16 protein-coding genes and 2 riboswitches are annotated in these 18769 nt (G+C 69.2%); of the genes, 6 read left to right on the top strand and 10 right to left on the bottom strand.

Features of this window, described 5'->3' with window-relative positions; translation table 11 throughout:
- Positions 1-48: 48 nt before the first annotated feature.
- Positions 49-171: riboswitch (glycine riboswitch) on the bottom strand.
- A gap of 9 nt (positions 172-180) precedes the next feature.
- Positions 181-286, bottom strand: a riboswitch (glycine riboswitch).
- A gap of 53 nt (positions 287-339) precedes the next feature.
- On the bottom strand, positions 340-1086 hold the full coding sequence (locus AC07OQ_RS00100) for an SDR family oxidoreductase (RefSeq protein ID WP_495051041.1): 747 nt from the start codon (positions 1084-1086) through the stop codon (positions 340-342).
- Between the two features lie 113 nt (positions 1087-1199).
- On the opposite strand from AC07OQ_RS00100, the gene AC07OQ_RS00105 reads away from it, so the two are divergent.
- Genes AC07OQ_RS00105 through AC07OQ_RS00115 form a run of 3 tightly spaced genes read left to right on the top strand, consistent with a single transcriptional unit; the run spans position 1200 to position 4187 of the window.
- Complete coding sequence (locus AC07OQ_RS00105; RefSeq protein WP_495051042.1) at positions 1200-2147, top strand: LysR family transcriptional regulator; 948 nt, start codon at positions 1200-1202, stop codon at positions 2145-2147.
- Between the two features lie 58 nt (positions 2148-2205).
- Positions 2206-2865 (top strand): response regulator, encoded by a 660-nt coding sequence (locus AC07OQ_RS00110; RefSeq protein ID WP_495051043.1) that lies wholly within the window; start codon positions 2206-2208, stop codon positions 2863-2865.
- Between the two features lie 2 nt (positions 2866-2867).
- Positions 2868-4187 carry an ATP-binding protein gene (locus AC07OQ_RS00115; protein ID WP_495051369.1) on the top strand — a complete coding sequence of 440 codons (1320 nt, stop codon included), beginning with the start codon at positions 2868-2870 and terminating at the stop codon, positions 4185-4187.
- A gap of 3 nt (positions 4188-4190) precedes the next feature.
- Here AC07OQ_RS00115 and AC07OQ_RS00120 read toward each other — a convergent pair whose 3' ends face one another.
- The 3 genes from AC07OQ_RS00120 to AC07OQ_RS00130 are packed head-to-tail and all read right to left on the bottom strand — an operon-like array spanning position 4191 to position 9218.
- A complete protein-coding gene (locus AC07OQ_RS00120) occupies positions 4191-6287 on the bottom strand; it encodes a S8/S53 family peptidase (protein WP_495051044.1) in 2097 nt (698 codons plus the stop codon).
- Positions 6284-7423, bottom strand: coding sequence for a phosphatase PAP2 family protein (locus AC07OQ_RS00125; protein ID WP_495051045.1), 1140 nt, complete (start codon positions 7421-7423; stop codon positions 6284-6286). Before AC07OQ_RS00125 ends, AC07OQ_RS00120 begins: the two co-directional genes overlap by 4 nt.
- 19 nt (positions 7424-7442) lie before the next feature.
- Positions 7443-9218, bottom strand: coding sequence for an adenylate/guanylate cyclase domain-containing protein (locus tag AC07OQ_RS00130; RefSeq protein ID WP_495051046.1), 1776 nt, complete (start codon positions 9216-9218; stop codon positions 7443-7445).
- A 214-nt stretch (positions 9219-9432) separates the two neighbouring features.
- Between AC07OQ_RS00130 and AC07OQ_RS00135 the strand changes: the two genes are divergently transcribed.
- From AC07OQ_RS00135 to AC07OQ_RS00145, 3 genes are all read left to right on the top strand, one after another.
- Positions 9433-10938 (top strand): Do family serine endopeptidase, encoded by a 1506-nt coding sequence (locus AC07OQ_RS00135; protein WP_495051047.1) that lies wholly within the window; start codon positions 9433-9435, stop codon positions 10936-10938.
- Positions 10939-11104: 166 nt separating this feature from the next.
- Entirely contained in the window at positions 11105-11932 is an 828-nt protein-coding gene (locus AC07OQ_RS00140; RefSeq protein ID WP_495051048.1) for a flagellin N-terminal helical domain-containing protein, read from the top strand.
- Between the two features lie 403 nt (positions 11933-12335).
- Positions 12336-13304 (top strand): hypothetical protein, encoded by a 969-nt coding sequence (locus AC07OQ_RS00145; RefSeq protein WP_495051049.1) that lies wholly within the window; start codon positions 12336-12338, stop codon positions 13302-13304.
- 47 nt (positions 13305-13351) lie between these two features.
- On the opposite strand, the gene AC07OQ_RS00150 is transcribed toward AC07OQ_RS00145, so the two are convergent.
- The 6 genes from AC07OQ_RS00150 to AC07OQ_RS00175 are packed head-to-tail and all read right to left on the bottom strand — an operon-like array spanning position 13352 to position 18759.
- Entirely contained in the window at positions 13352-15451 is a 2100-nt protein-coding gene (locus AC07OQ_RS00150; RefSeq protein ID WP_495051050.1) for a flagellar biosynthesis protein FlhA, read from the bottom strand.
- Positions 15448-16593 carry a flagellar type III secretion system protein FlhB gene (gene flhB / locus AC07OQ_RS00155; protein WP_495051051.1) on the bottom strand — a complete coding sequence of 382 codons (1146 nt, stop codon included), beginning with the start codon at positions 16591-16593 and terminating at the stop codon, positions 15448-15450. The genes AC07OQ_RS00150 and flhB overlap by 4 nt, the downstream gene beginning before the upstream one ends.
- On the bottom strand, positions 16586-17374 hold the full coding sequence (fliR, locus tag AC07OQ_RS00160; protein WP_495051052.1) for a flagellar biosynthetic protein FliR: 789 nt from the start codon (positions 17372-17374) through the stop codon (positions 16586-16588). Before fliR ends, flhB begins: the two co-directional genes overlap by 8 nt.
- 7 nt (positions 17375-17381) lie before the next feature.
- The gene (fliQ, locus tag AC07OQ_RS00165; RefSeq protein WP_495051370.1) at positions 17382-17654 is read right to left on the bottom strand and encodes a flagellar biosynthesis protein FliQ; all 273 of its coding nucleotides are present in this window, start codon (positions 17652-17654) and stop codon (positions 17382-17384) included.
- Complete coding sequence (gene fliP, locus AC07OQ_RS00170) at positions 17648-18403, bottom strand: flagellar type III secretion system pore protein FliP (RefSeq protein ID WP_495051053.1); 756 nt, start codon at positions 18401-18403, stop codon at positions 17648-17650. Before fliP ends, fliQ begins: the two co-directional genes overlap by 7 nt.
- Positions 18400-18759, bottom strand: a complete 360-nt coding sequence (locus AC07OQ_RS00175; protein WP_495051054.1) for a FliM/FliN family flagellar motor switch protein — start codon at positions 18757-18759, stop codon at positions 18400-18402. The genes fliP and AC07OQ_RS00175 overlap by 4 nt, the downstream gene beginning before the upstream one ends.
- Positions 18760-18769: the final 10 nt, after the last annotated feature.

The following is an 18769-nucleotide window of genomic DNA, read 5'->3' on the forward strand; positions in this document are numbered from 1 at the left end:
AAAACTCCGAGGGCATTCGTCAGACCCACGACCCGAGTCGTGGGGAAATATGCCCTCGCTGTCCGCTTTACCTGAGAGATTGGCCACCAGCCTTTCCCTGTGGAATACGGCCAGCGGCTTGCCCCTTCGGTGGGCGGACTCCGGGGTCCGCCTCTCTCCAGTGAGGAACGCTCCGGTCGGAGCGTCTTGCCAGTCCTTTTGCCTGAGCGTTCGCAGCCCGGGATCAACCCATGCCACTGCGCCTTCGGCGGCCCCCACGAGGGGGACTCTCTCCTGACGCGGCGGATTGTAGCGGCGCTTTGGACGCCACCGGATGCAAATCGTCGGTGCGGGACGAACTCAGGCCTTGAAACCGCCGTCGATGGTCAGGCTGGCGCCGGTCACGAAACCGGCCTCCGGGCCGGCGACATAGGCCACCATGCCGGCGATCTCGTCCGGATGCGCATGGCGCTGCAGCGCCATCAGGCCGTGCAGGCCGGCCGCGAAGTCGCCGCTCTCGGGGTTCATGTCGGTGTTGGTCGGGCCGGGCTGCACGTTGTTGACGGTGATCCCCCTCGGGCCCAGGTCGCGCGCCATGCCCTGCACCAGGCCCTGCAGCGCCGACTTGCTCATCGCGTAGGCGCTGCCGCCGGGGAAGGGCATGCGCTCGGCATTGGTGCTGCCGATATTGATGATGCGGCCGCCCGCACCCATGTGCGGCAGCGCGGCCTTGGCGGCGACGAAGACGGCGCGCACATTGACGGCCAGGGTCTTGTCGAAGTCCTCCAGCGAGAAGGCGTCCACCGGCCCCAGCAGCAGCACGCCGGCGTTGTTCACCAGGATGTCGATGCGACCACCCAGTTGCGCCGCGGCGGCGTCGATGGCGCCGCTCAAGGCCACGGCGTCGGCCGCATCGGACTTGAAGGCCAGGGCGCGACCACCGTCCGCCACGATGTCCTGGACCAGCTCGTCGGCCGCGGCGGCGGAGTTTTGGTAGGTGAAGGCGACGGCGGCGCCGTCACGGGCCAGGCGGCGGACGATGGCGGCACCGATGCCGCGGGCGCCGCCGGTGACGAAGGCGACCTTGCCGGAGAGGGGCTTGTTCATGATGCTGTGCTCGGGAAATGGAGTGAATGTGAATCCAGTATGGGCAGTGCATTGCGATGTTTGTAGCTATGAATCTGGAATATCAGCCTCAACCATCGATATAAGATGGACGCGTGGAATCGCTCAATCTGCTCGAATCCTTCCTCCAGAGCGCCGAGACCGGCAGCTTCTCGGCCGCCGCGCGGCGCCTGGGGCTGACGCCGGCGGCGGTGAGCAAGAACGTCGCGCGGCTCGAGCTGCGCCTGGGCCTGCGGCTGTTCCAGCGCAGCACCCGGCTGCTGACCCTGACCGTTGGCGGCGAACGCTTTCTGCGCGAGGTGGCCGGGCCGCATGCCAGTCTGCTGGACGCCTTCGCCGGCGCGGCGCAGGACGAGGAGGGCCAGCCCGCGGGCGAACTGAAGGTGGGCGTCGGCGTGGCGTTCGGGCGCCAGTACCTGCTGCCGCTGCTGGATGAGTTCCTGCGGCGCTATCCGGCCATCGTGTTGGACTGGCATTTCGACAATCGCCAGGTCGACCTGATCGGTGGCGGCTTCGACGTAGCCATCGGCGGCGGCATCGAGCTGCCGCAGGGCGTGGTGGCGCGCGAGCTGGCGCGCACCCATGTGATCGCGGTGGCCTCGCCCGCCTTTGTGGCGAAGCATATGGCCGGGCGGCCGCTGCCGGCGCATCCAGCCGAGCTGGCGGGGCTGGACGCCATCGTGCGCCGCTCCGTCATGACCGGCCGGCTGCGCAACTGGGTCTTGCGCAATGCGGCCGGTGAGGAAGCCCCGGTCGAGTGCCGCACGCGGCTGATCTTCGACGACCCGGAGGCCATGGCCCAGGCGGCCATGCAGGGTCTGGGCATCGCATTGCTGCCAACGCCGCACGCCTGGCCGGGGCTGCAGTGCGGCGCGCTGCAGCGCCTATTGCCCGGCTGGTCGGTGGACCAGGGGCCGATCTCGCTGTACTACCCTCACAAGAAGCTCCTGCCTTCGCGCACCCGCGTCTTCGTCGATTTCGTGCTGGCCGCCTTTCGCGAGCAGGGGATGGCGGCGCGCTTCGACGCCAGCGCCGGGGCTTAGACCAGGTTTAAGCCCGGCCTAAGCCGCGTCCCTCGGGGCATCGGACAATCCCATCACCATGCGACTCCTTCTCGTCGAAGACGACCCGATGATCGGCGAGCAGCTCTTGGACCTGCTGCGTGCCGAAGGCTATGCGGTCGACTGGGTCAGGGACGGCGAGCTGGCCGACACCGCCTTGCAGGCCCAGAACTACGATCTGCTGCTGCTGGACCTGGGCCTGCCCAAGCGCGACGGCCTGTCGGTGCTGCACGCCCTGCGTGCGCGCAAGCAGCGTCTGCCGGTGCTGATCGCCACCGCACGCGACGCCCTGTCGCAGCGGGTGGCAGGGCTGGACGCCGGCGCCGACGACTACGTGCTCAAGCCCTTCGAGCTGGACGAGCTGCTGGCCCGCATTCGCGCGCTGCTGCGCCGCGCCAGCGGCAGCGCCGAGCCGGTCTATGAGCATATGGGCGTGAGCCTGAACCCCGCCACTCACGAGGCCATGGTCGGGGGCAGGCCGGTCACGCTGACCGCGCGCGAATGGGCGGTGCTGGAGCCGCTGCTGGCGCGGCCGGGCCTGGTGCTGTCGCGCCAGCAGCTGGAGGAGAAGCTCTACAGCTGGAAGGACGAGATCAGCAGCAACGCGGTGGAGGTCTATATCCACGGCCTGCGCAAGAAGCTGGGTGCGGCGCTGATCCAGAACGTGCGCGGGCTCGGCTATATGGTGCCCAAGCAATGAGGATGAAGCGCCTGCTGGGCGAGCTGTCGCTGCGGCACCGGCTGATGCTGTTCCTGCTGCTGGCCGTGGGCCTGGCCGCCGTGCTGCAGGCCTCCAGCGCCTACCGCACCGCGCTGCAGGAGGCCGACGAGATCTTCGACTACCAGATGCAGCAGACCGCGCTGTCGATGAGCGGCGCCACGCCGGGCCGCTCGCAGGCCATGCCCGAGGAGCTGGAGCTGATCATCCAGGGCTGGAGCGTCGACGGCCTGCAGCTCTTCGCCCAGCCGCGCGCGCGCCTGCCGCAGCGTGCGGTGCTGGGTTTTGCCAATGTGCGCGGCGAGGACGGCAAGCAGTACCGCGTGCTGTCGATGCAGACCGGCGGCCAGGTGGTGCAGGTGGCGCAGGAGCTGGCGGTGCGTTCGCGCCTGGCGGGCCGCCTGGCCTGGCGCACCATCACGCCGATCGCGATCGTGCTGCCGATCCTGATGTTCGTGGTCGGCTGGGTGGTCAGCCGCTCGCTGGCGCCGGTGGAGCGGGTGCGGCGCCAGCTGGCGACGCGCGAGGCCGAGGATCTGTCGGCGGTGGGCGAAGAAGGTCTGCCGGTCGAGATTCGGCCGATGGTGCGCGAGCTGAACTCGCTGCTCGGGCGGGTGCGCCAAGCCTTCGAGCTGCAGCAGCATTTCGTCGCCGACGCTGCGCACGAGCTGCGCTCGCCGCTGACCGCGCTGAAGCTGCAGATCGAGGGCCTGCAGCGCGCCGGCGACGCGGCCGGCCGGGCCCAGGCCCAGGCCCGCCTGGTGGCCGGCGTGGAGCGGGCCAGCCATCTGGTCGAGCAGCTGCTGCTGCTGGCGCGGCAGGAGACGCCGGGCGGCGCCCGCCAGCCCGTCGCGCTGGAGCCCCTGCTGCGGCGGGTGCTGGGCGAACAGGTGCCGGCGTCCCAGGCCAGAAACATCGATCTGGGCCTCTTGCGCGCCGATGCCGCGCAGATCCAGGGCCAGCCCGAGGCCCTGGCCGTGCTGCTGCGCAACCTGCTGGACAACGCGGTCAAGTACACGCCGGCCGGCGGCAAGGTCGACGTGCTGCTGCTCGACGAGGGCACGCGGGTGCGGCTGCGCATCGAGGACAGCGGCCCCGGCATCGCGGCCGAGGAGCGCGAGCGCGTGTTCGACCGCTTCTACCGCAGCGGCGAGGCCCAGGCCCAAGCCACCGGCAGCGGCCTGGGCCTGGCGATCGTCAAGACGATCGCCGACCGGCATGGGGCGCGGCTGCTGCTCGACCGTTCGGAGGCGCTGGGCGGGCTGCGGGTGGATGTGCTGTTCGCCTCGGTGCCCTGGACTTGAGCCTCAGGGGCGGCGCAGCCGCGAGCGTGCGACCAGTTCCGTGTCGGGCCGCACCAGTGGCCGCGGCGTGCTGTTGTGGTCATCCACCTTGGTAGGGGGAACCGGTGCCGGCAGAGCAAAGGCGAGCGCGCGCGCACGCTGTGGTGCGGCCGTGCTGGTACCGCTGAGGGCCACCACCGTGCCGCTGCGGCAGCCCGCCGCATGGATGCCGCGCAGTACCGGAGAGTCCTCGGTGATGGCCAGTTCGCGTTTGGATGCACGCCGGTCGACCGGAAGGCTAACCGAAGAGTAGGGCGCCGGGTCGAGCCGCCCGCCGGACCGAACTTCGAGCCCGCCGACCACCTTCACTTCATTGCCGCAGGCCAGGCCGTTGATCGTGCCGGCGCGGCGGCGGAAGCTGTCACCGTCAGCCAGCCGGGTCCGGCCGACCTCATCAAAGACCTTGTCGTAGCCGTCCTCGATCACCGCCTGGCGTCCACGCCCTGGATGTCCGAAGGATTTCTCGTCCCGTTGCGAGTAGACGTTGCAAAACAGCGGCACGCCCTGGCTGCCCTGGCGGATGGTCAAGGACCAGGGGCCTGACGGGGCCGAATAAGACCAGGGGCCATAGGCCGCGGTCGGCGCGACCGCCAGCAGACCCATGCAGAGGTCGCCGTTGGCCGGGTCGGGATGGATGCCAAACACCGCTAGCGGATGCTGACTGCCATCCTTTCCATCCTTTTCCTTCAGTACCCATTCCTGGGCGGCGAGCGGTTCGTCGGCCTTGATCATGAAGCTGATCGGCAGTACCGGACCGCCGGGCGGCTGCAGCTCCCAGCTCATCTCGATCGGGCGGTCCTGCTTGTCCCCGGTGGGGCGCAGCCAGATCTCAAGAAAGCTGGAAGTGCCGTCGTCGGGGCGCAGACACCATTTCAGCGGGAGCACGCCGGCTTCGCTGGCCTTGTCGGCCTTGTCGAACTGGCTCCAGGCATGGCAGCGAGACAGATAACTGTTGCCCTCCGGCAGCACGAGCGCGACCGGCGCGGCCTGCTGTTGGCGCCTGAGCGTGACCAGGGCGTCGATCGCCGCCTCGAACATCGACGAGCCGTTGTGCGGCCCGGCGATATTGCCGAGACTGGCATTGACCACCACGCGCTCGGCGCCGGCGCGGTCGGCCTGATCGATGACGAAGCGCATCGCATCGAACAGATGGGCACCAGCGGAGATGCACAAGGTCGATTCCATCGGCCGCAACTGCACACCGACGATGGCCGGCGCGTGATGCGGCTGCGACGGTGGCGGCATGCCGCAGGCCAGGTCGGCGACATGGGCGCCATGGGTTACCCGATGCCGCAACAGGGGGGCCAGACCGAGCTGGGCATAAGCGGCCTCTTCGTCGACCCGCAAGGCGACATCGCTGGCACCGACGATGGCCCGATCCATCGCTGCCCGATCCAGCACCCGGCCCAAACCCCAGCGCCGGTCCAGACGCGCTGGAGCCGCAAGATTCCACAAGGCCAGGAAGCGCGTATGGCGCAGGCCTGCGGCGTCGCGCCAGCACAAGCGTTCATGGGCAAAGGGCAGTCCGTCATCGATGATGCCTACCACCACCGGCGCGGGGGCGTCGTGCGTTGTTATCGAATCCGCGACGGCGCTGCTGGGGGGCGCGCTCGAGTCCGGCCACCAGTCGCCCTGCAGCGCAATCTCGTAGCGTGCGATCGCGCCGCGGATCTCCAGCAGTTGTGCCTGCAACGGCTTGGGCAGGGCCGCGAGCTCGCCGGTATCGGTCAGACAGCGGATGAATCGCGGACTTGCCAGCGCGGTGCAGAACCGCAGCCCGGCTAGGCCCTTCAGGGGCGCCGCGTAGCTGTCAGACAGGCGCAGCCACCCAGGCGGAAGTCCGGCCGCGCGTTCGTACAACCAGACCCCGGGGCAGGGCGGGGCGGGCTCCTGCTCGCGCAGTTCCAGCATGAGCCAGATGGCGGCCGGCCGGCCCTGCTGGCCGGGCAGCAGGGCATCACGGAACTCGGATTGCTGCGCCCAGCTGGTGAAGGCGTCATGGCGCGGATCGAGGTCCGGATCGCATTTGCGCGCCGGCAGCGCATGCCATTCCGGCGTCATGGCAGCTCTTCCTTCGCTTCCGACCAGAGCCAGGCCGGCAGCTCGGTTTCGGAGTCGCAGCTCCAGGGGCCGGGTGCTGCGATGCCCTTGGTCAGACCCAGTGCGGCCTTCTGCTCAGGCAAGAGCACGAAGTCTTCGTCCATGGCCTCGGGCACGGGGGTGAAGGTCAGGTGCGAGAGCGGTGCCTCTCCCGAGCAGCGTGCCGCCACATAGTTGGCCAGCGCCATGCCCAGCACGCGGCCGCAGCGGCTGTCGATCGGGAAATGCACGCCTGCAACGGTGCGGTTGATCGCGATTCGTTGGGCCAGCCTCAGCAGGGTGCGGCCACGCAGGCTGGTCTGCGAGTCCCCCAGCAGATGTAGCAGGGTGAAGGCCACGGCATGGGCCTCGGTCGAATGCCCGCTCGGATAGGCACTGTGCTGCGGCGTCAGGATCATCGGCTGCACCTGCGGCGAATACTGCATCGGCCGTGGGAAGGCAAAGGCATGCTTGAAGCGCATCTCGACCGAGATTGCCAGCCGTACGACCGCGCCGAGCAGCTCCAGCGTGCGCGGCGTGCGGCTGGCGTGCAGGCCGACCACCGAGGCCCAGTACGTGGCCAACTGCGGCACTTGCGACAGCACTTCGGCCGCGCGGTCTTCGCGCAGCGCTGCGTATTCAACGACCAGTTCCAGCTGCCTGGCCATCGATATCCCGGGCGCGGGCCGAAACAGCGTGACGATGGGCGGGCCACCGCAAGCCAGTTGCAGCCGGAAGCCGTCGCTGCCAACGACCGCGTATTCAAGACCTTGCAGCAACTCCGTGTCGATCAGATTGGCACGGATCCAGGGCTCCCAGCGTTCGATGGGCGCTACAGCATCGATACTACCGATCGCAGGGGAAAGCAGCGCCGAGGCCTCGAATGCATCAACGATGCCATCCCGGCTGGTGATCGCGCCGCCGAGGTCCAGCCCGCTGTCGCCGCCACCGGCCCCCCCGGCCCCACCCGCGCCCCCGGCGCCACCCGCCCCACCCGCGCCCCCGGCGCCACCAGCCCCACCCAGACCGATCGCCCCCCCGGCGCCGCCCGCGCCACCGAAGCCGCGCGCCCCACCAAACGGGATCTGCAGCACATGTCCCCGATGTCGGTTCAGCATTGCCTGTTCCTTTCGATGCTCAGCGCAGCGGCACGCCGGCGGCGGCCAGGCTGCTTGCCCACAATTCGCCGGTGGCGTAGCCCATGCTCGGCGAACGTGCCCGGTAGGCCGCGACCGAGAGATCCGGCTCGAGCGCCATCAGTCGCGCAGCCCATTCGCGGGCCTCGGCGATTCTTCCCGTTTGCACATGCGCGATCGTCAGCACTCTTAAGGTTGACGTGTGGTGGCAGTTGAGTCGCAGTGAATGCCGAGCCCGTTCGATGGCGGTCTCCCATTGCCCGGCCGACAGCGCCGCGGTGGCGGACAGGGATTCGAAGAAGTAGCGCATCGGGTCCAGCGGCGAGAGTTCCAGCGCACGCTGCGTGGATGCCAATGCCGCCTCGCCTTCGCCCATGAAGGCCATCAGGGTGCCGTGGAACAGCCAGGCCAGGGACTCGTTGGGATTGATCTCCAGGGCCTTGTCATAGCGCGCGCGGGCGCCTTCCAGGTCCTTCAGCAGGTTGCAGTGGACGAAGCCGTCGATGGCCAAGGTGAGCGTGGAGTTCGGGTCGAGCTCCAGGGCGCGCTGGGTCTGCTCCAGGGCGAGCCGCGAGTCCCGCTCGAGCTCGCCCCAGCCTTGCTGGACCTGCATCACATGCCATTTGGCCAGCCAGGCATGCGGGGCCGGGTGGTGGCGGTCGCGCTCGATCAGGTAGTCCAGCATCTGCCGGGCGCGCTCGAATTCCGCGCGGCTGGCGCCGTGCAGCAGACCTACCGCGGCCATCAGGAGGCAGTAGCTGGCAAGCGTCGGCATCGGCTCGCTGCGGGCCCGCTCCACGCTGCGTATCGCGAGCGCCCGGCTGACCTCGCGCGCCACGGTCGGCGCCAGCGCGTCGGTGCCGGCAAATACCGCCATGGCGCTGCCGGTGTGCTCGCCCGACCAGATCACCGTCGAGGAGCCGACCTCGACCAGCTGCAGCGCGATCCGCAGGCGATCGCCGGCCATGTGCACGCGGCCGGACAGCACATGGTCGGCCTGCAGATGGGTGCGGATGCCGTCGAGCGCGGCGGCGCGGCCGCGGAAGGCCGTCGTCGACAGGCGCGAGATGACGCGCAGCGAGGGGTTGCGCGACAGGGCGTCGATGATTTCGTCGGCGACGCAGTCGCCCAGATAGGCTTGCGGGCCTTCGGCGGCAATGGTCGCGAAGGGCACCACGGCCAAGGTCGGGCACAGCGGGGTCAGCCGCGCCGGTGTCGGGGCGGGCCGCGGATCGCCGGCCTGCGACACCACGAAGGTGCGCACCGGATCGGGGCTGTCGCGCAGCCAGCAGTCGCCCAGATCCTCGACATTCGCATCGAGCCCATGCACCAGCCGGTCGCGCACCTTGGCCGGCACCGCGGTCTGCCCGGGGCGCGCCAGGCGGGCCAGCAGCACGGCCTGGTTGACATCGACCCCGAACACGTCGAGCTCGGAGATCTCGATCTCGCCGACGGCCACGCCGGCGCGCAGCAGGATGCGCAGCTCCTCGGCCACGCCCTGATTGAAGGTCTCGATGCGTCGGTGCATGTCGAGCGCGGCATTGACGGCATCGCGGCTGTCCTCGAACAGGACCAGCATGCCGTCGCCCAGATGCTTGACCATCTGGCCGCGGTGCTGCGGCAGGCACTCGTCACGCACCTCCCACACGAAGCGCGTCCAGCGTTCCGCAAAGCGGCTGCCGGGCCGCTGCACCAGCCGTACGGATTCCACCACGTCGATCACCAGGATCGCGCGAACCTGATGATCCAGCACGAAGTCATCAGAACCTTTCGCCATCCGATCTCCCCGCCATGAGTCCCGGAGCCGATTCTGGGCGTCGGCGGGGGCATACACAAGAAAGGCGCGGTCGAGCGGCCACAACAATCTGGGGATGCGTCGAGCGCAGCGCCGGCGGCCGGCTGCGGCTTAAGTGCCGTCTAAGTCTGCTTCGCCACAGTTGAGCCATCCCGAATTTCCTCGCAACGGAGGCTTTATGGCAGCAGCAGAACGAATGATTCCCGCGAAACGCCTGGTGTGGGCCCTGACGGCCGCCGGTCTGATCGGCCTGGGCGGCGGCGCGGTGGGAGCCGTCGCGCTGACCAGGAGCGGCGCCGACACGACCGCGCCCCCGGCCGGGGCATCCCCGGTGGCCGCGCCGGCCGCCGCCGCGCTGCCGCTGGCGCAGCCGGGCGCGGCGGCAGCGCTGCCGGACTTCGCGCAGATCACGGCGAAGAACGGCCCGGCCGTGGTGAACATCGGCGTCACCGGCACGGTCAAGACCGCGTCGCGCCGCGGGCCGCAGCAGATGCCGCAGCTCGATCCCGACGATCCCTTCTACCAGTTCTTCCGCCGCTTCCAGGTGCCCGGCCAGCCGGGCGAGCAGCCGCGCGAGCTGCCCACGCGCGGCCAGGGCTCGGGCTTTATCGTCAGCGAGGACGGCATCATCCTGACCAATGCCCATGTGGTGCGCGACGCGCAGGAGGTGATGGTCAAGCTGACCGACCGCCGCGAGTTTCCGGCCAAGGTGCTGGGCAGCGACGCCAAGACCGATGTCGCGGTGCTGAAGATCGAGGCCCGGAACCTGCCGACGCTGAAGCTGGGCAGCACGCAGGACCTGCGGGTCGGCGAATGGGTGCTGGCGATCGGCTCGCCCTTCGGCTTCGAGAACAGCGTCAGCGCCGGCGTGGTCAGTGCCAAGGGCCGCGCGCTGCCGGACGAGAGCTTCGTGCCCTTCATCCAGACCGACGTGGCGGTCAATCCCGGCAATTCGGGCGGCCCGCTGTTCAATGCGCGCGGCGAGGTGGTGGGCATCAATTCCCAGATCTACAGCCAGTCGGGCGGCTACCAGGGCATCTCCTTCGCCATCCCGATCGAGGTGGCCAGGCGCGTGCAGCAGCAGATCCAGAACGGCGGCCGCGCCCAGCATGCGCGCCTGGGGCTGGTGATCCAGGATGTCAACCAGGCCTTTGCCGACTCCTTCAAGCTGGAGCGCCCGGCCGGTGCGCTGGTGTCCAGCGTGGAGGAGGGCGGCCCGGCCGCCAAGGCCGGCCTGAGGTCGGGCGACGTGATCCTGAAGTTCAACGAGCAGCCGATCAACGCCTCCAGCGACCTGCCGGCCCTGCTGGGCCAGGCCACGCCGGGCGAAACCGCCAGGCTGGAAGTGTGGCGCCAGGGCAAGCGCGAGAGCTTCGGCGCGAAGCTCGGCGACGCGTCCGAGAAGGGCGCGGTCAAACTGGCCCAGGACGAGGCCTCGCCGGCCGGCAAGCTGGGTCTGGCCCTGCGGCCGCTGGAGCCGGGCGAGGGCGGCGCCCATGTCAAGGGCCTGGTGGTCGAGGATGTCGCCGGCGCGGCCGCCCGGGCCGGCGTGCAGCCGGGCGACCTGCTGCTGGCCGTCAACGGCACGAAGGTAGCCACGGTGGAACAGGTGCGCGAGGTAGTGGCCGGGGCCCAGAAGTCGGTGGCCCTGCTGGTGCAGCGAGGCGGTCAGCAGATCTTCCTGCCGGTGCGGCTGGGCTGATCCGTGAACTAGTGCCGCCATGGCGCCGCCATGGCGCCGAGTTTTGCGCGGCGCCATTTTTTTTGCATCCGGCGTTTAAGTTCCCGCCAGGGGAGGCCGCCCTGTGCTGGTGAGGGCAGCTGAAACTGCCCGCTACGCAGACAACCCTTTCAGGAGTGACCCCATCATGTTGAGCCTGCATACCAACGCCGCCGCCCTGTCCACCCAAGGTTCGCTGGGCAAGACCCAGAGCGCCCTGTCCACCTCGATGACCCGCCTGGGCACGGGCTTCCGCGTCAACTCCGCGATGGACGACGCCGCCGGCCTGCAGATCGCCACCCGCCTGAACGCCCAGACCCGCGGCATGGCCGTGGCCCAGCGCAACACGCAGAACGGCATCTCGATGCTGCAGACCGCCGAAGGCGCCCTGGACGAAGTGACCAACATCGTGCTGCGCATGAAGGATCTGGCCACCGAAGCCGCCAACGGCACCTCGAACGCCAGCGACAAGACGGCCATGGAGACCGAGTTCAACGACCTCGGCAACGAGCTGACCAACATCCTGACCAACACCAAGTTCGGTGGCCAGGCCCTGTTCACCGGCGGCACGCTGGCCGCCGCGGTGACCTTCCAGATCGGCTCCGACGCGGCCGAGACCTACGCCCTGAACGTGTCGGCCGACCTGACCGCCGCCAACGCCGCCGTGACGGCCCTGAAGGCCGGTGACCTGGATGCCGCCGCCAATGCCGCGATCGGCCTGGCCAACACCACCCTGGACGAAGTCGGCGAACTGCGCTCCAAGCTGGGCGCCGGCGCGAACCGCCTGGACCATGTGTACAACAACCTGCAGAACATGAGCACCAACGTGTCGCAGGCCAAGGGCCGCATCATGGACGTGGACTACGCGACGGAATCGTCCAACATGACGACCAAGCAGATGCTGATGCAAGCCTCGTCGTCGATGCTGAAGCAGAGCAACAGCATGTCCGGCCTGGTGATGTCGCTGCTGCAGTAAGCGGCGGGGGCTCCGCGCCCCATGTCCCGATGTGCAGAGCCGGGCCGCGTGCCCGGCTTTTTCTTGGCTCTTTGTGCGTTGATTCGTGATCCCCCTGCCTGGCCTTGATCGCCTCTGCGAGGACCGGGTTAGGCCGGGACGCGGGTGTGCGCAATTGCTCCGTGTCCCCCGGGCCGCAAGCGGCCCTCCTCCTTCACCTGCGCAATTGCGCACACCCGCATCCCGGCTTCTCCACCGCTGGGCTCCCGCGGAGAAACGCAGCGCCAGGCCGTCGTCATCTCAGCATCACCAAACAACACGCAAAGCGCCTTTTCCTTTCCGGCGGCCCATTCGCGGCGATGCCCTGCCCGCGGCTGCGCCGACCGGTTTAAGCGGGCGGCCCGCCGGGTCGCTTTGCAGGCTTATGCCGGCCCCGATCCCCGTCCTTAGCCCCCTCCGCGCCCCGCACCGCATCGAGGTCCAGGCGCGCGATGCCGGCGCGCGCGAGGTCCAGGTCGGCGAGCTGCTGCGGCTGCGCGTCACCTGGGAGCCGCAGGGCGCGCTGCTGGGCAGCGATGAGAGCGGCCTGCAGCTGCAGCTGCCGCCGGATGCGGCGCTGCCGGGCGAACTGCTGCTGCTGCGCGTGCTGGCGCGCCAACCCAGGCTGGAGCTGCAGATGCTGCAGCGCGAAAGCATGCCTTCGGTATCTCTGCTCGGCGCCGAAGGCGAATGGGCGTCGGTGGCCATGCGGCCCGACCAGGCCTGGCTGCAGCGCTGGCACATCAGCCGCTCGGCCGAATTGCCGAGCCATCTGGCCGCCCAATGGCGCGCCCGTGCGCTGGCGCAGCAGCTGCGTCAACCCGAGGCGCTGCCGGGTCAGGTGCTCGGCCCCGAGGCCCTGCTGGCCGCCCATGCCGCACCGATCCAGCTGCCGGGCTGGATGGGCCAGGCGCTCTGGCTGCGCCTGCTGAGCCCTCTGCCGGAGCTCTGGCATCCGCTGGATGCCGAGCAGGGCGCGGCGGATGACGCCGACAGCTCGAGCGGGGAGGGCGGGAAGGGCGCGGAAGGGCATAGCGGGCTGCGGCTGTGCCTCAATCTGCGCCTGGACGGTGCTTGGCTGCTGGTGCTGCTGCAATGGCGGCATGGCCTGCTGCTGCATTTCAGCGCCGAACGCCAGGACACCTTGCAAGGGCTGCGCGAGCGCCTGCCGCGCATCGCCGCCGCCCTGGCGGCCGTGCCGCTGCTACTGCGGCACTGTTCATTGAGCCTGCGTCAGCCGGCCCTGCTGGATGCCAGCCCCGGCCAGCGGGCCCAGGGCCTGGCCCAGGCCGGCAGCCAGCTGCTGTTCCGCGCCGCGGCCGAGCTCGTCAGCGTGCTGCAACAGGGCGACTGACGGCTAGCGCCGTCGCCCCGGCCGGTCCATGCGAGACATGGCCCGGCTCACCCCAGCGCCCCGATCACCGCGATCTCGCGCTGCTCCGGCACCTCGTTGTAGGACAGCACGGCCAGCCCGGGCGCGAACAGGCGCGCATAGCGGGCCAGCAGCGGACGGATCTGCGGCATCACCAGCAGCACCGGGGCGGCACCCTGCTGCTTCATCTGGTCGCGCGCCTGCGGCATATGCCGCTGCAGCTGGGCCAGCAGCTGCGGGTCCACGGGGTAGCTGTCCAGCTGCACCTTGGCATTGCCCTGGCGCGCCTGGTTCAGCGCGCCCAGCAGCAGGTTCTCCAGCTCGGCACCGAGGTTGAACACGCGCATGCTGCCCACCGGGCCGCAGAGCTGGCCGACGATCTGGCGCTTCAGGGTGCAGCGCACCTCGGCGGCCAGCAGGATGGCGTCCTTGGTGGTCTCGGCGTTCTCCACCAGGGTGCTGGCGATCGGCACGATGTCCTTGATCGACACCCCTTCGGCCAGCAGCAGGCGCAGGATCTTCAGCAACTGGCTGTGGCCGTAGGCCTTGTCCAGCGCCGCCGCCAGCTTCGGCGCCAGCGCGGTGAGGCGCTCCAGCAGCGCGCCGACATCGTCGAAGCGCAGCAGCTCGGGCAACTGCTCGCGCACCAGCTTGGAGAGATGGGTCGCGATCACGCTGGGCACGTCCACCACCTGATAGCCCAGGCCCAGCGCATGGGCCTTCTGCTCGGGCGCGATCCAGATCACCGGCAGACCGTAGGCCGGGTCGGCACCGGGCGCGCCGTCCAGCTCACCGTAGACCTGGTTGGAGGCGATGGCCATCAGGCGCTCGGGATGCACCTCGGCCTGGGCGATCACGCTGCCGCCCAGCAGCACCGCGTACTGGGTGGGCTTGAGCGAGAGGTCGTCGCGCACATTGATGCCGGGCAGCAGCAGGCCCAGGTTCTCGCTCAGGCTCTGGCGCATGCCCTTGACGCGCTGCTGCAGCGGCGCGCCCTGCTCGGGGCTGATCAGCCCGACCAGCTTGTAGCCCAGCGAGACCGAGAGCGTCTCCACCACCGGCAGCGCGCGCCAGTCCAGCTCGGGCGGCGCGGCCGTCAGCAGCGCGCCTTCCAGCGGCGCGGCCGGCCTGACCTGGCCGGCGGCCTTTCTGCTCATGCGCCAGCCGGCATAGGCCAGCGCCGCGGTGAAGCTGGTGAAGGCCAGCGTGGGCATGCCCGGGATCAGGGCGAGCGCCAGCATCACGGCGGCGGCGCTGTACAGCACCTGGGGCGAGGCCAGCAGCTGCTGGCCGATCTGGGCCTCGAAGGCACCGTCGCCATCGCCGGAATCGCTGACGCGGGTGACGATGATGGCGGCCGCGGCCGACAGCAGCAGCGCCGGGATCTGCGCCACCAGGCCGTCGCCGATGGTCAGCAGCGCATAGGTGCGGAAGGCCTCGCCCAGGCTCAGATCGTGCATGAAGGCGCCGATCGCGACGCCGCCGATCATGTTGATCAAGAGGATCAGGATCGAGGCGATCGCGTCGCCGCGCACGAACTTGCTGGCGCCGTCCATCGCGCCGTAGAAGTCGGCCTCGGCGCCGACCTCCTTGCGGCGTTTCTGCGCCTGCTCCTGGTTGATCAGGCCGGCGTTCAGGTCGGCATCGATCGCCATCTGCTTGCCGGGCAGGGCGTCCAAGGTGAAGCGGGCCGAGACCTCCGAGATGCGCTCCGCGCCCTTGGTGACGACGATGAAGTTCACCACCATCAGGATCACGAACACCACCAGGCCGACGACGAAATTGCCGCCGATCACGACATTGCCGAAGCTCTCGATCACCTGGCCGGCCGCATGCGTGCCCTCGTGGCCGTGCAGCAGCACGACGCGCGTCGAGGCCACGTTCAGCGACAGGCGCAGCAGGGTGGTGGCCAGGATGATGCTCGGGAACACCGAGAAGTCCAGCGGCCGCTTGCTGTTCACGCTGACCAGGATCACCACCAGCGCCAGCACGATGTTGAAGGTGAACAGCACGTCCAGCAGCACCGGCGGCAGCGGCAGGATCACCATCGCCAGGATGGCCATCAGGAACAGCGGCGCGGCGACGCGGTAGGGGCCCAGCTGGGCCGTGAGACGTTCGAAGAAGTTCATGAGGGCGAGGACTGGGGGTCCGATAGATGCGGGGGCACGGCCAGGTCGCCGGGCAGCTGGGGCGCGCTCTTGCGCTTGCCCGACTTGAAGGCCTTGAGCTGCATCACATAGCTCAGCACCTGGGCCACGGCCTGGTACAGCGAGGCAGGAATCTGCTGCTGCACCTGACTGCTGTTGTAGAGGGCGCGAGCCAGCGGCGGCAGGGTGAGGGTCTGCACGCCATGCTGGCGCGCGATCTCGCGGATGTAGTAGGCCATCTCGTCCACGCCCTTGGCCAGCACGAAGGGGGCCTCGGCGCGCCCTTCGTCATAGCGCAGTGCCACCGCGTAATGCTCGGGGTTGACGATCACGACGTCGGCCTCCGGCACGGACTTCCTGACGCCGCGCTGCGCCAGCGCGCGCTGCAGCTGGCGGATGCGCTGGCGCACCTCGGGCCGGCCTTCCTGCTGCTTGTACTCGTCCTTCAGCTCCTGCTTGCTCATGCGCTGCCTGCGCATGAAGAAGAAATGCTGCAGCGGCGCATCCAGCAGCGCGAAGCCGCCGAGCAGGGCCGCCAGCACCATCAGGCTGTCCAGCAACATGCCGGAGCCCTGCGCCAGCGCCTGGTCCAGGCTCTGGCCCTGCAGCGCCACCCAGGCGTCGGCCAGGCTGCGGCCCAGGTAGACCAGCGCCGCCAGCAGGCACAGCACCTTCAGGATGGACAGGCCCAGATCGCTGTAATGCTTGGCGCTGAACAGCCGGCCCAGATTGCTGAGCGGGCTGAGGCGCTCGAGCTTGGGTGCCCAGTTGCCGGGCACGAACACCAGGCCGCCGGGATAGAGCGAGGCCAGCAGTGCCGCCAGCGGCAGCAGCAGCAGGGGCGCGGCCAGCTTGAGCAGCAGCGCCAGGGTGGCGAGGAGCAGCGCGGACCAGACGTTGTCCTGCGCGCCCTCCAGGTTCAGCGGCGCATAGATCAGGTGGAAGAGGGCGCGGAAGTCCTCCAGGTAGATGGGCATCAGCAGCACCAGCAGCTTGAAGCTGAGCAGCATGGCGACCGCCATCGGCAGATCGCGCGAACGCGCCACCTGGCCCTGCTCGCGCGCCTTGCGGAGCTTCTGTTCCGAGGGCTTCTCGGTCTTGTCGCCGCTGCCGGCCTCAGACATGGCCGGCCCCCGTGCGCAGACCGCGGTCGATCATCTCCAGCACCTGCCGGGTCATTCGCAGGTAATGGTCCGGCACATGGGCGAGCATGCGGGTCAGCATGAACAGGCCGAACAGGGTCACCAGCGAGAAGCCCAGCGAAAAGAGGTTCAGGCTCGGGGCCACGCGGTTCAGCAGCCCCATGCCCATCTGCACCACCAGGGTGGAGAACACCACCGGCAGCGCCAGCAGCAGCGCGGCCGAGAACACCCAGGCCAGGTTGTAGGCCAGCGTCTCCATGCTCAGCGCCGCCAGGCCGGCGCCGACCGGCCAGGCCTTGAAGCTGCCGCCCAGCACCTGCACGAACAGCAGATGCCCGTCGACGCTGAAGAACACCAGCATGCACAACATGGAGAGCAGGGCCGAGATCACGTCGGACGAGGCGCCGTTCATCGGATCGTTCATCACCGCCATCGCCAGGCCTAGCTGCGAGGACAGCAGGAAGCCCAGCACCGTGATCGCGGCCATCGCCAGGTGGAAGGCCAGGCCCAGCACGAAGCCCAGCAGGGCCTGTTCGGCTGCCGCAACGACGCCGGCCAGGGTCCAGGGGTCGATGGCGATGGCCGTGCTCTGCGACACCGGCATCAGGATCACCGCCAGCGCCAGCGCCAGCAGCAGCCGCGCGCTGATCGGCACCATGGCCTCGCCGATCAGCGGCGCCGCGCTCAGGAAGGCCAGGCCGCGGCAGAACGGCCACCACAGGGCGCTCAGCAGGGGCAGCAGCTGTTTGAGCTCCCACTCCATGGCGGAGTCAGGCCACCAGGGTGGCCGCGCGCTCGAAGATCGAGACGCAGAAGTCCATCAGATAGCCCACCATCCAGCGCCCGGCCAGGCCGACCACCAGCAGGGTGACCAGCAGCTTGGGCAGGAAGGATAGGGTCTGCTCGTTGATCTGGGTGGCGGCCTGGAACAGGCTCACCAGCAGGCCCACGATCAGGCTGGGCAGCACCAGCAAGGTGACCAGCAGCAAGGTGATATTGAGCCCTTCGCCGATCAGGTCGGTCGCGATCTCGGGCGTCATGATCCCACCATCCTGACACTGGACACCAAGGTGTTGACCGTCAGGGTCCATCCGTCCACCAGCACGAACAGCAGCAGCTTCAGTGGCAGCGAGATCACCAGCGGGCTCAGCATCATCATGCCCATGGCCATCAGCACCGAGGCGACGACCAGGTCGATCACCAGGAAGGGGATGAACAGCATGCAGCCGATCTGGAAGGCGGTCTTCAGCTCCGACAGCACGAAGGCCGCCAGCTTGACGGCGAAACCATGCTCCTCGGGCTTGGCGACGTGCTCCTCGCCGGCCAGCTTGGACACCTGGGCCAGCGCGCTCTTGCCCGTCTGCGCCAGCATGAAGCGCGACAGCGGCGCCTCGGCAATCCGCAGCGCCTGAGTCAGGGTGATCTTCTCGGCGTCGTAGGGCATGAAGGCCTGTTCCCAGATCTGCTCGCCGACCGGCCGCATCACCAGGATCGTGAGGATCAGCGCCACGCCGGTGATCAGCCGGTTCGGCAGGCCCTGCTGCAGGCCCAGGGCCTGACGCAGCAGCGACAGCACGATGATGAAGCGGGTGAAGCTGGTCATCATCAGCACCAGCACGGGCAGCAGCCCGAGCAGGGTCATGATGATCAGGACCTGGGTCTTGACCGTGAACTCGTTGGCCGTGCCGGGGACGGCGCCGGTGATCTTGACGGTCTGGGCCAGCAGCGGGTGGTGCAGCAGCGAGAGACCCATGCCCAGGGCCATCGGGCCCAGGGCGCGCGCGAACTTCATGGCTGCAGCTGATCCAGGTCCAGGCCGGCGATCTCGATGATCTTCAGGCCGTAGTTCTCGCCGGCCACCACCACCTCGGCGCGGCCGATCGCGGTGCCGTTGACCTTGATGATCAGCGGTTCGCCGGCCAGGGTGTCCAGCTCCACGACGCTGTCGGCCTGCAGCCGGGCCAGATCGTAGAGCGAGAGCCTGGCCTCGCCGACCTCCAGGGTCAGCGTGACCGGGATCTTGCGCATCAGCTTTGGCAGGTCGCGCGCGGGCGGCGCCGGGGCGGCCTCGGGCGCGGGCAGGGCCAGCTCCTGCTCGGGGAAATCGTTCAGCAGGGCCTCGATGGCCTGGTTGTCGTTCATGTTCATCGGATTGCTC

Source organism: Roseateles sp. GW821-FHT09B06 (assembly GCF_059418245.1).

Bases quoted from the DNA above. Each gene is read 5' to 3' on its own strand.
- flhB (WP_495051051.1), bottom strand. From the start codon at position 16,593: ATGTCTGAGGCCGGCAGCGGCGACAAGACCGAGAAGCCCTCGGAACAG.
- AC07OQ_RS00100 (WP_495051041.1), bottom strand. From the start codon at position 1,086: ATGAACAAGCCCCTCTCCGGCAAGGTCGCCTTCGTCACCGGCGGCGCC.
- AC07OQ_RS00150 (WP_495051050.1), bottom strand. From the start codon at position 15,451: ATGAACTTCTTCGAACGTCTCACGGCCCAGCTGGGCCCCTACCGCGTC.
- AC07OQ_RS00125 (WP_495051045.1), bottom strand. From the start codon at position 7,423: ATGCTGAACCGACATCGGGGACATGTGCTGCAGATCCCGTTTGGTGGG.
- AC07OQ_RS00145 (WP_495051049.1), top strand. From the start codon at position 12,336: ATGCCGGCCCCGATCCCCGTCCTTAGCCCCCTCCGCGCCCCGCACCGC.
- fliR (WP_495051052.1), bottom strand. From the start codon at position 17,374: ATGGAGTGGGAGCTCAAACAGCTGCTGCCCCTGCTGAGCGCCCTGTGG.
- AC07OQ_RS00135 (WP_495051047.1), top strand. From the start codon at position 9,433: ATGATTCCCGCGAAACGCCTGGTGTGGGCCCTGACGGCCGCCGGTCTG.
- fliP (WP_495051053.1), bottom strand. From the start codon at position 18,403: ATGAAGTTCGCGCGCGCCCTGGGCCCGATGGCCCTGGGCATGGGTCTC.
- AC07OQ_RS00120 (WP_495051044.1), bottom strand. From the start codon at position 6,287: ATGACGCCGGAATGGCATGCGCTGCCGGCGCGCAAATGCGATCCGGAC.
- AC07OQ_RS00175 (WP_495051054.1), bottom strand. From the start codon at position 18,759: ATGAACATGAACGACAACCAGGCCATCGAGGCCCTGCTGAACGATTTC.
- AC07OQ_RS00140 (WP_495051048.1), top strand. From the start codon at position 11,105: ATGTTGAGCCTGCATACCAACGCCGCCGCCCTGTCCACCCAAGGTTCG.
- AC07OQ_RS00130 (WP_495051046.1), bottom strand. From the start codon at position 9,218: ATGGCGAAAGGTTCTGATGACTTCGTGCTGGATCATCAGGTTCGCGCG.
- AC07OQ_RS00110 (WP_495051043.1), top strand. From the start codon at position 2,206: ATGCGACTCCTTCTCGTCGAAGACGACCCGATGATCGGCGAGCAGCTC.
- AC07OQ_RS00115 (WP_495051369.1), top strand. From the start codon at position 2,868: ATGAAGCGCCTGCTGGGCGAGCTGTCGCTGCGGCACCGGCTGATGCTG.